Origin of the sequence: Mesorhizobium sp. M7A.F.Ca.AU.001.01.1.1 (assembly GCF_004022735.1) — a bacterium.
Lineage (GTDB): Bacteria > Pseudomonadota > Alphaproteobacteria > Rhizobiales > Rhizobiaceae > Mesorhizobium > Mesorhizobium ciceri.
Window position 1 is genome coordinate 1 of record NZ_RZPF01000061.1, and the last position, 14,377, is coordinate 14,377.

Consider the following 14,377-nt stretch of genomic DNA (forward strand, 5'->3'; position numbering starts at 1 on the left):
GAGCGTCAGAGTGCCCAACGCATCGCGGATGACGCGACGCAGCGTGTTGTTGACCTTGATCTTGGTGATGCCGTCCTTGGCCGCCTCACCCGATGCCTCCCCGCTCAACGGGTCGGAAAGCTGGACGCTCTCGCCCGCTTCCTTGCCGACAAACACCAGGGAATCGGCCTTGCGGACATAGAGGTTGCCGTCGGCAAGTGCCGCAAGCGGCCGCTCCACCGCCGGGTCGCCAGCGGCTGCCAGTTCGTGGACGACGGCTCCGATCTCGGAAAAGCCCTTGGCCGTGGCGAATTTGGCGATGATGCCGCGCAGATCGGTTTCGCCAGCGCCCGATGACGACAGTGTCGCCAGCAGGAACAACAGCATCAAACCCGTGCGGATTAAGGTCATTGGTTTCTGGTAACCCCTGAAGGTTGAAGTGGGCGTCCGGACGGCGGAGGAAGCCGTCCGGACGCGCGCGGTCTGACTGGGTCAGCCCTGGGAGGGATCAGTTCGTGCCCTTGCCGCCGCACTTGCCGGTGGCAACATTAAAGTTGCCGCAGGACAGAGGCGCGCGCCAATCCGAGATCAGGTCCTTGGAATCAGGCAGATAGTCGGACCATTCGTCGCCCATCACCAGGCCCGGCGTGCGCGACACGGTCTCGAACTGGCCGTCGGCCTGGATTTCGCCGATCAGCACCGGCTTGGTGATGTGGTGGTTCGGCATCATCGTCGAATAGCCGCCGGTCAGGTTCGGCACCGACACGCCGATCATGGCGTCGATGACCTTGTCCGGATCGGTGGTGCCGGCCTTCTCGACCGCCTTCACCCACATGTTGAAGCCGATATAATGGGCCTCCATCGGGTCGTTGGTGGTGCGCTTGTCGTTCTTGATGAACTTGTGCCAGTCGGCGATGAACTTCTTGTTCTCGGGCGTATCGATGCTCTCGAAATAGTTCCAGGCGGCGAGATGGCCGACCAGCGGCGCGGTGTCGAGACCTGCAAGCTCTTCCTCGCCGACCGAGAAGGCCATGACCGGAATGTCCTCGGCCTTGATGCCCTGGTTGCCGAGTTCCTTGTAGAACGGCACGTTGGCGTCGCCGTTGACGGTGGAGACGACGGCGGTCTTCTTGCCGGCCGAACCGAACTTCTTGATCGCCGAAACCTCGGTCTGCCAGTCGGAGAAGCCGAACGGCGTGTAATTGACCATGATGTCTTCAGCCGCCACGCCCTTGGCCTTCAGATAGGCCTCGAGGATCTTGTTGGTGGTGCGCGGATAGACGTAGTCGGTGCCTTCCAGCACCCAGCGCTTAACCGAACCGCCGTCCTCGCTCATCAGATAGTCGACCGCCGGGATCGCCTGCTGGTTCGGCGCCGCACCCGTGTAGAACACGTTGCGCTCGCTCTCCTCGCCCTCATACTGGACCGGATAGAACAGGATGTTGTCGAGTTCGGAGAACACCGGCAGCACCGATTTGCGCGACACCGAGGTCCAGCAGCCGAACACCGCCGCAACCTTGTCCTTGGAGATCAGTTCGCGCGCCTTTTCGGCAAACAGCGGCCAGTTGGAAGCCGGATCGACGACCACCGCCTCGAGCTTCTTGCCGAGCAGGCCGCCCTTGGCGTTCTGCTCGTCGATGAGCATCAGCATGGCGTCCTTCAGTGTCGTCTCCGAAATCGCCATGGTCCCCGAGAGCGAATGGAGAATGCCGACCTTGATCGTGTCGTCGGCGGCCTTGGCCGGAGCCGACATCAACAGGCCGGCGGCGACCGCACCAGCCGAAAACATTTTTGTTATTGTCGAGAAATTACCCCTCATATTACGGACTCCCAAGCTAGTTGATTGCACCGCAACACTACAATGCAACCCCCATGCCAACCGCTCCAGCGATCCCGAAAGGGTACAAATAGTTCATAGATATCAGCGCTTTGGAACATAGGGCTTCCAAAACAAAGAGAGCCGGCCAGAAATCGATTGAGGGAAATTTGCGCAGCTTACACAGTTTTTGCCTAATTTTCGCTCATTCTCCCAGACTGCCTAGATTTTGATCTGAATAGCGGCGCCTTGGGCGACCGATGTTGCGGCGCGGTGCAAAAATAGGGCAAGCTCGCTCTTCAAACGAGCGACGTCATGATTTCAGGGATTTCACGCTTTTTCATCGGCATACTGCTTCTGGCCGCAGCAACCGGAGCCGCGCGAGCCGATTTCAGCGATGGCAAGATGCCTGACGGCACCTATCATTGCGAAGTGTACCTGCTTGGCATGTTCCTCAGCCTCGGCGACATCACCATCAAGGGGAACGTCTACAGCGGCCCTGTCTACACCAGCCTCGGCGGCTTCGGCCCCGCTCAGCAAGGGTACAACTACCAAATGGATGCGAACGGCGTGATTTCCTGGCTGGGACCACTGGGCGGCTACACCGCCGGCGGCAACTCGCTGTCGCTGACCCAGGCGACGCTTGACGGCGAAACCGTGCCCTCCTTCGACATCATCATGAAGCAACCCGACGGCGCCTTCACCGCATCGACCTGCACCAAGCAATAAGGGTGGCAAGAAAAAGGCGCGGAACCTTGCGGGTTCCGCGCCAGCAGTCCGTCGGGAGGATGTGACTAGATCGTCTTTGCCGACATCTGCGCGGCGATGTAGTCGGCCTGGCGGATCGCCAGCGACACGATCGTCAGGGTCGGGTTTTCGGCGGCCCCGGTGGTGAACTGGCTGCCGTCCGACACGAACAGGTTCTTGATGTCGTGCGCCTGGCCGTGCTTGTTGACGACGCCGTCTTCCGCTTTCTCGCTCATCCGATTGGTGCCGAGATTGTGGGTCGAGGGATAGGGCGGCGTCGGGAAGGTGCGGGTGGCGCCGACCGCATCGTAAAGTGCCGTAGCCTGTTTGTAGGCGTGGTTACGCATCGCCGTGTCGTTCGGATGGTCGTCGAAATGCACGTCGGCGATCGGCATGCCGTGTGCGTCCTTCTCGTCTGCATGCAGCGTGATGCGGTTCTCCGCGCGCGGCATGTCCTCACCGACGATCCACAGGCCGGCCATGTGGTCGTAGTGATCGAGTGCGGTGGTGAACGAGCGCCCCCAGGCGCCCGGATCGAGGAATGCGGCCATGAACGGCAGGCCGAGCGACAGCGTCTCGAACTCGTAGCCGCCCACGAACCCACGCGACGGATCATGCCGCGCCTCGTCGCGGATGATGCCGGCCATGGTGGTGCCGCGATACATATGCACCGGCCTGTCGAAGATGGCATAGACCGAGCCGGTGGTGTGGCGCATGTAGTTCTTGCCGACCTGGCCCGACGAGTTGGCAAGCCCATCGGGGAATTTTCCCGACGCCGAATTGAGCAGCAGCCTTGGGCTCTCGATCGAGTTGCCGGCAACCGCGACGATGCGCGCCTTCTGCTCCTGCAGCTTGCCGTCCTTGTCGGCGTAGACGACGCCGGTCACCTTTCCGCTGGCGTCGTGGTTGATCTTGATCGCCATGGCATTCGGCCTGACTTCGAGATGGCCTGTCGCCTCGCCCTTGGGGATCTCGGTGTAGAGCGTCGACCATTTGGCGCCCCATTTACAGCCCTGGAAGCAGAAGCCGGTTTGCTGGCAGGAATTACGATCGTCGCGATCGACCGAGTTGATGGCCATGTTGCCGGTGTGGCATTCCTTGTAGCCGAGCTCGTCGGCGCCGGCCTTCAACACCTTGAAATTGTTGTTGCCCGGCAGCCGCGGCCAGTCATTGGTGCCGGTGACGCCCATCTTGGCCTCGGCCTTGGCGTAGTAGGGCTCCATCTCGGCCAGCGTGATCGGCCAATCGAGCAGGTTGGCGCCTTCCAGTTTGCCATAGGTCGAGAGCGTCTTGAACTCGTGCTCCTGGAAGCGCAGCGAGGCTCCCGCCCAATGCGTGGTCGAACCGCCGACCGACTTGACGATCCAGGCCGGCAGGTTCGGAAAATCCTTTGCCACGCGCCAGTCGCCGGACGTGGTGCGCTTGTCGGTCCAGGCGAGCTGGGCGAACGAACCCCACTCGTCATTGACGAAATCCTCGTATTCGTGGCGCGCGCCGGCTTCCAGGATGACGACGTCGACACCCTTCTGGGCAAGTTCGTTGCCGAGCGTGCCGCCGCCGGCGCCCGAACCGATGATGACGACCACGCCGTCGTTGTTCAGATCAAATGAAGCTGCCATGGTTTCCTCCCATGATTTCTGTTTGCGGGTTCAGGAACGACGGAGCTCAGAGCCACTCGATGTCGTCGAAACCGCGCGCGATGTAGCCGCCCTTGGAATAGGACTCGCCCTCGTAGCCGAAGATCGGCCACACCTCTTTCTGGTTGTAGAGGCCGACCACAAGGCCGCCTCTGATGGCCTGGAAAAACGGCGTCGCCTCGATCTGCTTCAGCACGCCGACGCGCTGGTCCTCCCAGCCGAGGCCGCGATAGCCGCCGCCACCGGATTTCTTGTCGAGGTCGGCGATGCCATCCTCGAGCATCGCCTTGTAGGCGGCGTCCTTGCCGGCCTGCTCGTCATGACCTTTCACGGCAATGGCGTAGTATTTGTCCGGCACCTGATCGTGCGGATAGATGTCACGCGCCATCTGGATCAGCGTCGCCATGGTTTCGGGCTTGAGTGCCGATGTCTCGAGCCCCCAGGCATGTTCAGGGCTGATGACGGCGCTACCGGAGATGACGAGCAGCGCCCCGATGCCGCCGCGTTTGAGAAGCTCACGACGGGAAAGCCCGGGCTTCGCGTCATAGATCGTGACCATTTTATTCCTCCCTGCTTGCTATGTGCACTGTTGAGAGTGCGTTTGCTGGCGCCGCACCTGCCGGCGCGACTGCTATGTCTCCTATTGGAAGCGACCTCCGCGCTGCAGAACCTCGATCTTGTAGCCGTCGGGGTCCTCGATGAAGAAAAAGCGGGCGATCAGCGATCCGTCGCGGTTGAACTCGACGATCTTCTTCGGATTCAGGCCAAGCGCACCGAGACGGTCATGTTCGCTGTCGAGGTCGGCGACGGAGACAGCGAAGTGACCGTAGCCGTCGCCGAGCCCGTAAGCTTCCTGCCGATCCTTGTTCACGGTCAGTTCGAGCTCGAACCCTGCCTCGGCATTGCTGAGGTAAAGGAGCGTGAACGTCTCGAAATCCAGCCTGTCGGCGACATTGAGCCCGAAGGCGTTTCTGTAGAAATCGACCGATCGGGTCTCGTCGAGAACCCGGATCATACTGTGGATCGCCTTGGCCAAATTAGTCTCCGCGCTGGTGTGGAGGCGATTATGCGCGGCGCGGACAAAAGGTGGTGGCAGCCGGTTACCACGCCCGCAGCCGCGAACGGGACGAAAGTCCGATTGCCGGACCGGCAATTTTGCCCGAGAATACGTGTGGGGACAGGTCAAGCAGTATCAAACTGCACGCCGTCCACCCAAGACCAACAATCATGGGAGGTTTGTCGGATGTGCAGGGTGTTTGCGGGCCAGGACCCCGAAGGCTATCGCCAGATCAACCGCTCGATTCGCATCGACGGTCACTCGACCAGCATCCAGCTCGAAGCGACGTTCTGGGCGTTGCTTGACGAGATCGCCGAAAACCAGAACCTGACGACGCCGAAATTCATCTCCAAGCTCTATGACGAAGCCATAGAGATCAACGGCGCCATCCCGAACTTTGCGTCGATGCTGCGCACCACCTGCGCGCTCTATCTGCGCGGCCATCGGCCGGGGATGGATGAGCAGATGGTGCCGAAGCGGCAGGCCGCTTAGCGCATTGCGCTCAGCTTAGTTCTTGCGCGAGCCCTATGAGAAGCCCTCCGGGCCCTCGAATGTAGCAGAGCCGATACACGTCTCTATACTGGACAACTTCGCCTTCGAGCCGCGCACCGCGATTGCGGAGCCTTTCAAGCGTCCCCTCAATGTCGTCCACGGCGAACATGACGCGGAGGTAGCCGAGGGCGTTAACCGGGGCGTTGCGGTGATCCGAGACGGCAGGCGGCGTGAGGAAGCGGGACAGTTCGAGCCGGCTGTGGCCGTCCGGCGTCCGCATCATGGCAATCTCGACGCGTTGATCGCCCAGTCCAGTGACACGTCCGGCCCATTCTCCTTCGATCGTGGCCCGCCCTTCGAGCTCAAGGCCGAGCTCGCCAAAGAAACCAATCGTCTCTTCGAGGTCATCGACGACGATTCCTATGTTGTCCATCCGTTTGAGCGCCATGTGTTCAGTCTACAAGGCGTCGTCCAGGTCGTAAACTCATTAGGCTGCTTGCCAGCTGAGCAGGTATGATCAAGGGGTCCGGAACGCCTCGTGATACGTCGCGGTGGCGCCCTGGTGTCGACCACTACCTCGAACGCCAGCCGGTCTGTGGCTGTCCCTGATTCATGCCTGATGGCACGATGCTGTTTCTATCGGTCCAGTATCCGGCCGCGTATGCCAGGACGCTCTGCAAGAGGCGACGCTGCAGCCCAAGTTCCGGGCGAAAACCGGCTTCCAACAGCACAAGCAGACCTGATCGACAGTAGACCAAACCCTCGCTAACGATTTTGTGATGTGGTTGACGAGGTCATTTTCATCTCGCAGTCTATCGGCATTCGATCTGCGGCTTAACCTAACTATCGTTGTCATGAATACTTGGGAATCACTTCCCAAGCGTGCTCTCTTATTTTTGAGATTCCTAATATGAACCGTCGCAACCCTGTCCGAATGAATCGGCGTCTTTTCCTGTCCTCGGTCGCAATGTTTACGGCAACCGCGACATCGGCCGGTTTTGCGCGATCGTTCTCGGGCACTTTGCCCTGGACGCCAATGACATCCGATCCACCGACGCAGGTCGTGGCAGGCGGCTGGCACTTTTTCTCGGCCCAGGAAGCAGCTCTAGTCGAGGCGATCGTCGACCGCATCATTCCGGCCGACGAGCTCAGCATGGGCGGCAAGGAAGCCGGTTGCGCCGTCTATATCGACAGGCAGTTGATGGGGGCGTTCGGTGCGTCGAGCCGGCTTTACACGCAAGGCCCGTTTCTGCCTGGACTGCCCACCCAGGGCTATCAGGGCGAGGCCAATCCGGCGCAGCGTTACCGCACCGGGCTTGCCGCCATCGACGCTTTCCTGAAACAGCGGGACGGCAAGACATTCGTCGAGCTCGCACCGGCCGAACAGGATGCCTTCCTGACGGCTATGGAGGCCGGGAAGGTCGACCTGCCCAATGGCGTCAAGGGGCCGGGTTTCTTCGGGCTTCTGCTGCAGAACACCATGGAGGGGTTCTTTGCCGACCCCGTCTATGGCGGCAACAAGGACATGGTCTCGTGGCGCATGCTTGGTTTTCCAGGCGCCCGCTACGACTACCGCGACCATGTCAGCAAACACAATCAGCCATATCCGCAGCCGCCTGTCTCGATCATCGGGCGCCCCGAATGGCTCGGCAAAGGCGCCTGATCATGACCAAGATACTGCCTCGCAAAGACGTCGTGATCGTCGGCCTCGGCTGGACGGGATCCATTCTGGCCCACGAATTGACCGATCAGGGCCTGGACGTGGTGGCTATAGAACGCGGCCCCTGGCGCGATACGGCAACCGATTTCAACATCGGCTACGCGCAGGATGAGTTGCGCTACAGCATCCGGCGCGACCTCTTCCTGCAGCCCGCCGTGGAAACCATGACGGTGCGCAACGACCCATCGCAGAAGGCGCTGCCGATGCGCGATTTCGGCTCCTTCCTCCCCGGCAACGGCGTCGGCGGCGCCGGCGTCCACTGGAACGGCCACACCTGGCGGTTCTGGGATTCAGACTTTCAGATAAAGACCAATCTGACCAAGAAATATGGTGCATCGAGAATCGCCGATCTCCAGGTCGAGGACTGGGGCGTGACCGGCGCGGAGATGGAGCCCTATTACGACCAGTTCGAGTATCTGGCAGGCATCTCGGGCAAGGCCGGCAATATCAAGGGGCAGTTGCAGGAAGGCGGCAATCCGTTCGAGGATCCAAGGTCGCGGGATTATCCGAACCCGCCGATGCAGATGACCTACGCGCCAACCCTGTTCGCCGAGGTCGGCCGGTCGATCGGCCTGCATCCCTTCCCGACCCCATCCGCCAACATGTCGCGGGCCTATGTCAACCCGCTCGGCATCGCCATGGGTCAATGCACCTATTGCGGATTCTGCGAACGCTTCGGCTGTGCCAACTATTCGAAGTCGAGCGCCCAGACCACCGTCCTTCCGGTGCTGATGAAGAAGTCCAATTTCGAAGTCCGCACCGACAGCGAGGTACTGCATGTCGATCTGGCTCCCGGAGGCAAGTCGGCGCGCGGCGTGACCTACGTCGATACCTCAGGCGAGGAGTACTTCCAGCCGGCCGATCTGGTGCTGCTGTGCGCCTACGGCCTGCACAATGCCCGGCTGATGATGCTGTCCGGCATCGGCAAGATCTACGACCCCGGCAGCGGCGAAGGAACGGTTGGGCGCAATTACTGCTACCAGACAAACGCCGGCGTGCAGGTGTTCTTCGACGACAAGAACTTCAACCCGTTCATCGCCGCAGGCGCGCTCGGCCAGACGATCGACGATTACAATGGTGACGCGTTCGACCACGGCGCGCTGGACTTCGTCGGCGGTGCGGGCATCAACTGCATTCCCACCAACGGGCGCCCGATCGGAACCAGGCCGACCCTGCCCGGCACGCCGAAATGGGGCAGCGCCTGGAAGAAGGCAACGGTCGAGGGCTACAAGAGCACGCTTGGCTACTCGTCCCAGGGAAGCAGCTACGCGACGCGCAACAACTACCTCGACCTCGACCCGACCTACAAGGACCGTTTCGGGCGGCCGCTGATGCGCATGACGTTCGATTTTCCCGACAACGACATCCGCATGTCGAACTATGTCTGCGACCGGATGGAGGAAATTGCCAAGGCGCTCGGCGGAAAGCAGTACGCCGTCAGCCGCCGCAAGAAAGGCTGGGACAGCGTCCCCTACCAGAGCACCCACAATACGGGCGGCGCCATCATGGGAACGGACCCGAAGAAGAGCGCGGTCAACACCTTCCTCCAGAGTTGGGACGTCCCCAACGTCTTTGTCATCGGTGCGTCGGCCTTCCCGCAGAATGCCGGCAAAAATCCGACAGGAACGGTCGGCGCGCTCGCTTTCCGCGCCGCCGATGCCATCCGCAATCAATATCTGCGCAATCCCGGTGCACCCCTGGTGCAGGCATGAACAAGCTCGTTCTCACGCTCGCCATCGGTGCTGCGGCCCTCACTGGCGGCCCGGCATGGAGTGCCGACCAGGCGGACCAGATCATACGTGGACAGTATCAGGCGGTGCTCGGCGACTGTGCAGGCTGTCATACGCGAGCCGAGGGCAAACCGCTGGCCGGCGGCCTGCCGCTCGAAACGCCGTTCGGCGCGCTTGTGCCGCCCAACATAACGCCTGACCGCGAGACGGGCATCGGCAGTTGGTCGGAAGCCGACTTCCGCAGCATGATGAAGTCAGGCATCGGCCACAATGGTGTGCGGCTCTACCCCGCAATGCCCTACCCCGCCTATACCAGGATGAACGATCGGGACATTTCCGACTTGTGGGCCTATCTGACGACGGTTCAACCGGTATCGAACAAGGTCGAAGCCAATCAGCTGCCGTTCCCGTTGAACATCCGGCTGGCGATGCTGGGCTGGAATGCCCTCAACTTCACCGAAGCAAGCTTTCAGCCGGATCCCTCCAAGTCGGCGGAGTGGAATCGCGGCGCTTATATCGTCCAGGGAGCGGGCCATTGCGGCACCTGCCACTCGCCCAAATCTTTCCTTGGCGCCGATAAGGACAGCGAGTTCCTGCAAGGTGCCTCCCTGCAGGGCTGGTTTGCCCCCGACATCACCAACAATGCGCAATCGGGCCTGGGCAAATGGTCGGAAGAGGATCTGGTGAAATACCTCAAGACCGGCGTCAATGCGCATTCGATTGCCTCCGGTCCGATGGCGGAGGCCATCGAGAACTCCACGTCGAAAATGACCGATCCCGATCTCAAGGCGGTTGCAGTCTACCTCAAGAGCCTGGGCTCGGATGTCGACAGCGCCCAACCGGCAAAGCCTGACGCAACACGGATGACCGCGGGCGAGGCAATCTATCGCGACAATTGCTCGGCCTGCCATGGTGGAGATGGTGCCGGGTCAGGCGCGCTTTTCCCTTCCCTTGCCGGCAATTCGATCGTCGCGCAGGGCAGTGCCGAAACACTGGCCCGGCTCGTCCTTGCCGGCAGCCAGGCCGTGCACACGGCCGATGCACCGACGACGCCCGCCATGCCTTCCCTGGCCTGGCGCCTGAAAGACCAGGAGGTCGCCGACGTCTTGACCTATGTGCGCGCCAGTTGGGGCAACGCGGCTCCTGCAGTCTCGTCCGGCGATGTCGCTGCCGTACGCAAGGGATTGACCCAGTAGACCCGTACTCTAGCTCTCGGCTGCGACAGCGAGCGCCAGACGGCTCATGTCGGTGAAAAGCGCCTGGCGCTCGGAATAGTCGGTCTGTTCGCCGGTCTCGATGTTGTCCACCACGACACACATCGACAACGCACGTGCTCCGAAATGCTCCGATATGCCATAGAGCGCGCTGGTTTCCATATCCACGGCCAGGGCTCCTTGCGCCCGTGCATCGGCAAAACGGGCACGCCCATCCGGGTGATAGAAGATGTCGCTGCAGACCGTCAGGCCGACATGATGGTCGATGCCAAATTCTACCGCCTTGGCCCGTGACGATGCGAGGAGCGCCGGGTCCGGGCCAGCCGGTCCATAAAGGCCGAAAACCTGGCCGCTCTGGGCGCTTTCCGCCTGTGCCGATTGCGAGATGACAAGGCTGCGCAGCTTTGCCTTTGCGGTCAGGCTGCCGCAGGTGCCGGTACGGATCAGCGTCCGGGCGCCATAATGGTCCAGCAGTTCATGCGCATAGATCAGAAACGATGAAACGCCGATGCCCGTCGCTTGAATGCTGATGGACTTGCCACGAAACAAGCCGGTGAAGCCAAGCGTGCCGCGTCGGCGATTGATGCAGCGCGGCGCTTCCAGGAACGTTTGCGCCATCCATTCGGCGCGTTGCGGGTCGCCCGGCAACAACACCGTGTCGGCATAGTCGTCCTTGTCCGCTTCGTTGTGCGGCGTCACCGGTTGCTCCCCTAAGCCTTCCTGCCGTTCACCCCTCAATCATGGCGTTGTCACGGCGTTGCGCAAGGAGGAACATGGGGAAGGCTTTAGGACTCCAGCACGTCCTTGACGATCGTGGCCAGTTGCTTGAGCGAAAACGGCTTCGGCAGGAAGCCGAAATGCGCATCTGCCGGCAGGTTTCTGGCGAATGCGTCCTCGGCATAGCCGGACACGAAGACGAACTTGATGTCGGGCTGGCGCTTGCGCAATTCGCCGAGCAGCGTCGGCCCGTCCATTTCCGGCATCACCACGTCGGAAACGACGATATCGACCTTGCCGCCCAGCGCCTCGAACACTTCCAGCGCCTCGACGCCCGACGACGCCTCGTGCACGGTGTAGCCGCGCGAGGTCAGCGCCCGCATGCCGCCCATGCGCACGGCATCCTCGTCCTCGACGAGCAGCACCGTGGCCGAGCCCGACAGATCCTTGGCCGGATCGGCGACCTTTGCCGGCGCCGCCGGCGCATCGCCGGGCTCGCCTGCCTTTTTCGCTTCGGCGATGTGACGCGGCAGGAAAATGCGGAAAGTCGAGCCTTTGCCGACTTCGGAATCGCAGAAGATGAAGCCGCCGGTCTGCTTGATGATGCCGTAGACCATCGACAGGCCAAGGCCGGTGCCTTTGCCGACTTCCTTGGTGGTGAAGAAGGGTTCGAAAATCTTCTTCAGCACGTCGGGCGCGATGCCGCTGCCGGTGTCCTCGACTTCGACCACGACATAGTCCGCCGGGGCGAGTTCGCGGTAGGAAAAGGCCTTGCACTCCTCGGCGGTCACATTGCGGGTGCGCACGGTCAGATCGCCGCCCGCCGGCATAGCATCGCGCGCGTTGACCGCAAGGTTCACCACCACCTGTTCGAACTGCCCGATATCGACCTTGACCGGCCACAGGTCGCGGCCATGGTCGACCTTCAGCTTGATGTCGTTGCCGACAAGGCGGGCCAGCAGCATCCTGAGATCGGCGAGCACGTCGGTCAGGTTGAGCACTTCCGGCCGCAATGTCTGCTTGCGCGAGAAGGCCAGAAGCTGCCGCACCAGCGAAGCCGCCCGGTTGGCATTCTGCTTGATGTTCATGATGTCTGGGAAGGACGGGTCCGACGGGCGGTGATTGGTCAACAAAAGGTCGGACGCCATGATGATGGCGGTCAGCACATTGTTGAAATCATGCGCGATGCCGCCGGCAAGCTGGCCGACTGCCTGCATCTTCTGGCTTTGCGCCATCTGCCCTTCCGGCGCCTTCTGCTCCGTTGTCTCGACGGCGTAGACGATGGCCGACTCTTCGGCGCCCTCGCCGCCGGTGCCGTCAGCGACGGCGTTGACGTAGAAGCGGATGTGCCGTTCGTCGTTGCCGGGCAGAAGCGTGTCGATCGGCTCGATGTCGGCCTGCCGCTGCTGCGCTTTCTCGAAGGCAGCCGCGAAGGCCGGCCGGTCGCGTTCGTGGATTACCGTGTCGAGCCGCACGCGACGGTCGACGGCGTCGCGATCGACGACAGACGAAAACAACGACAAAAACGGCGCATTGGTGCGCAGGATGCGTCCGTTGTGGTCGACGCCGGCGATTGCCATCGGTGTCGAGTTGAAGAAGCGGGTGAAGCGCACTTCCGAAGCCCGCAAATCGGCAGAGGCATCCTCGCCTTGCGTGCGGTTGAGCACGATCGTGCGTGTCGGCCCATTCAATCCTTCGCGGCTGGCCGAAACGCGGTGCATGAAGCGCACCGGCAGCGCTTCGCCCGTCATGGTCGTCAAATCGAGATCGATCACCGCGTTGCGTGTGGTGCCGGGGTCGGCCTTGACCGAGCGGACCAGCGCCATGCCGTCGCCGGCCACGATCTCCGACAGAGACACGGCGCCGGGCGTGAAGCTGGTGAGGTCGATGCCCAGCCATTCGGCGAGCGTGGCGTTGATGTAGGTGACGCGGCCCTCCTGGTCGGCCGAAAAGAAGCCGGCCGGCGCGTGGTCGAGGTGATCGATCGCCTTCTGCAGATCGAGGAAGAAGCGCTCCTGCTCGGCCCGCTCCTGCGAGATGTCGGCAAGCTGCCAGGCCAGCATCGGCAGCCGCTGGCCCGGAACGCTGAAGGCGCGGGCGCGCGCGCGGTACCAGCGGGCGCCCGGCTCGGCACCGGGCCGAATGGACTGTGCGAGCCTAAACTCGCCGTCGCCCGGCTGGCCGTCGCGAAGGCCGGACGCCAGGCGATAGATCGTCACCGAGGCTTCGGGGACATCCGAGAGCAATCCCTCGACGGTCTTCAGGTCGGCAGCGGACGATGCTCCGGTCATATCCGCATAGGCGCGGTTGGCGTAGACGACGCGGCCCTTGGTGTCGGTGACGAGAAGCCCCTGCGACATCGAATCGACGAAGGATTTCGACAGTTCGTCGCCTGTCGAGCGTGGCGTGACCTGCACGAAGCCGATCGCCGTCGCGAACAGGAAGCCGACGCCGATCATCGCCAGCACGCCGAGCATGCCGAGCAGGAAAGGATCGCCGAGGCGCTCGCGGAAAAGACCGAAGACGATCGCGGCCCCCGTCAGAACGACGATGAAAATGATAAGCCGGGTAACCGCGCCCGGTCGCGTATTCTGGTCGACGATCGGTACCGGATAGAAATCGCCGCGCGCTTCCTTGGCCATGTGCCCCCTGCTCGTGAATTCCGGTGTTCCGACACCCGCCCCGTACCGGGTTGAATCACATTCTCCTAGTCCGGAAAAGGCCTGGGCGGCAAATGTCGGATAAAAATGATGTCTTCCGGCCTTCGGAGTTTTTCAAGCTGTTCAACAGCGTGAAACGCAACTTGCGGTGGCCCGCTGCAACGGTCTAGTGTCTTATCACTTCCAAGGGGCGATCAGGGGAAACCAATGCAATGGCTCGATAGCGTGGCAGGTCCCGGTTATGCCGCAGCATTGTTGTGGACGTTTGCAGCGCTCGTCCTGCTGGTCATCGTTCTCGTCATCGTCAAGCTGGTGCGCAACCTGACATTCGGAACCTTCGTCGCCGGCGGCCGGAACCGCAAGACGCGACTGGCCGTCATGGATGCCACCGCCGTCGACAGCCATCGCAGGTTGGTGCTGATACGCCGCGACGACATCGAACATCTGCTTCTGATCGGCGGTCCGACCGACGTCGTCGTCGAGCGCGATATCCGGCTTTCGGCGCCGCGCCGGCCGGCATTGACTGGAGATGGCGGCTTGCAGCCGGTTCCGGCCGCCGCTCCGACAAGGCCGCGTCCGCCGCAACCCGCTCCGCCGCCGCTGAGACA

General features: G+C 62.0%; 12 protein-coding genes and 2 pseudogenes. 6 read left to right on the forward strand and 8 right to left on the reverse strand.

The genetic code is table 11. The features are described 5' to 3' along the window. Together EN884_RS06205 and urtA are read right to left on the reverse strand one after the other, a co-directional pair. A pseudogene (locus EN884_RS06205) lies at positions 1-390 on the reverse strand (urea ABC transporter permease subunit UrtB); the annotation flags it as partial. Between the two features lie 97 nt (positions 391-487). After that, positions 488-1,798: an urea ABC transporter substrate-binding protein gene (urtA, locus tag EN884_RS06210; RefSeq protein ID WP_013531849.1), complete on the reverse strand. Its 1,311-nt coding sequence runs from the start codon at positions 1,796-1,798 to the stop codon at positions 488-490. A 312-nt stretch (positions 1,799-2,110) separates the two neighbouring features. Here urtA and EN884_RS06215 point away from each other — a divergent pair, with 312 nt between their 5' ends. Continuing rightward, entirely contained in the window at positions 2,111-2,524 is a 414-nt protein-coding gene (locus EN884_RS06215; protein ID WP_024503521.1) for a hypothetical protein, read from the forward strand. A 65-nt stretch (positions 2,525-2,589) separates the two neighbouring features. Here EN884_RS06215 and EN884_RS06220 read toward each other — a convergent pair whose 3' ends face one another. The 3 genes from EN884_RS06220 to EN884_RS06230 all read right to left on the reverse strand — a co-directional run bounded on the left by EN884_RS06220 (position 2,590) and on the right by EN884_RS06230 (position 5,215). Then, a complete protein-coding gene (locus EN884_RS06220; RefSeq protein ID WP_063167928.1) occupies positions 2,590-4,161 on the reverse strand; it encodes a GMC family oxidoreductase in 1,572 nt (523 codons plus the stop codon). 46 nt (positions 4,162-4,207) lie between these two features. Continuing rightward, positions 4,208-4,738, reverse strand: coding sequence for a Twin-arginine translocation pathway signal (locus EN884_RS06225; RefSeq protein ID WP_063167927.1), 531 nt, complete (start codon positions 4,736-4,738; stop codon positions 4,208-4,210). An 81-nt stretch (positions 4,739-4,819) separates the two neighbouring features. Further along, entirely contained in the window at positions 4,820-5,215 is a 396-nt protein-coding gene (locus tag EN884_RS06230) for a VOC family protein (RefSeq protein ID WP_027161507.1), read from the reverse strand. Positions 5,216-5,422: 207 nt separating this feature from the next. Here EN884_RS06230 and EN884_RS06235 point away from each other — a divergent pair, with 207 nt between their 5' ends. Then, complete coding sequence (locus tag EN884_RS06235; protein WP_063167926.1) at positions 5,423-5,728, forward strand: ribbon-helix-helix domain-containing protein; 306 nt, start codon at positions 5,423-5,425, stop codon at positions 5,726-5,728. A 10-nt stretch (positions 5,729-5,738) separates the two neighbouring features. On the opposite strand, the gene EN884_RS06240 is transcribed toward EN884_RS06235, so the two are convergent. Continuing rightward, entirely contained in the window at positions 5,739-6,176 is a 438-nt protein-coding gene (locus tag EN884_RS06240) for a VOC family protein (protein ID WP_063167925.1), read from the reverse strand. 588 nt (positions 6,177-6,764) lie between these two features. Here EN884_RS06240 and EN884_RS06245 point away from each other — a divergent pair. From EN884_RS06245 to EN884_RS06255, 3 genes are read left to right on the forward strand one after another with little or no spacing between them, the layout of a single operon-like run. After that, positions 6,765-7,391 carry a gluconate 2-dehydrogenase subunit 3 family protein gene (locus EN884_RS06245; RefSeq protein ID WP_244514297.1) on the forward strand — a complete coding sequence of 209 codons (627 nt, stop codon included), beginning with the start codon at positions 6,765-6,767 and terminating at the stop codon, positions 7,389-7,391. A 2-nt stretch (positions 7,392-7,393) separates the two neighbouring features. Next, on the forward strand, positions 7,394-9,160 hold the full coding sequence (locus tag EN884_RS06250) for a GMC family oxidoreductase (RefSeq protein WP_024503527.1): 1,767 nt from the start codon (positions 7,394-7,396) through the stop codon (positions 9,158-9,160). Continuing rightward, the gene (locus EN884_RS06255; RefSeq protein WP_063167924.1) at positions 9,157-10,374 is read left to right on the forward strand and encodes a cytochrome c; all 1,218 of its coding nucleotides are present in this window, start codon (positions 9,157-9,159) and stop codon (positions 10,372-10,374) included. Before EN884_RS06250 ends, EN884_RS06255 begins: the two co-directional genes overlap by 4 nt. Positions 10,375-10,383: 9 nt before the next feature. Here EN884_RS06255 and EN884_RS06260 read toward each other — a convergent pair whose 3' ends face one another. Continuing rightward, a complete protein-coding gene (locus tag EN884_RS06260) occupies positions 10,384-11,091 on the reverse strand; it encodes a DeoD-type purine-nucleoside phosphorylase (RefSeq protein WP_013531859.1) in 708 nt (235 codons plus the stop codon). A gap of 86 nt (positions 11,092-11,177) precedes the next feature. Further along, positions 11,178-13,751, reverse strand: a complete 2,574-nt coding sequence (locus EN884_RS06265) for an ATP-binding protein (protein WP_128360501.1) — start codon at positions 13,749-13,751, stop codon at positions 11,178-11,180. Between the two features lie 225 nt (positions 13,752-13,976). Between EN884_RS06265 and EN884_RS06270 the strand changes: the two are divergent. Continuing rightward, positions 13,977-14,377: pseudogene (locus tag EN884_RS06270) on the forward strand (flagellar biosynthetic protein FliO); the annotation flags it as partial.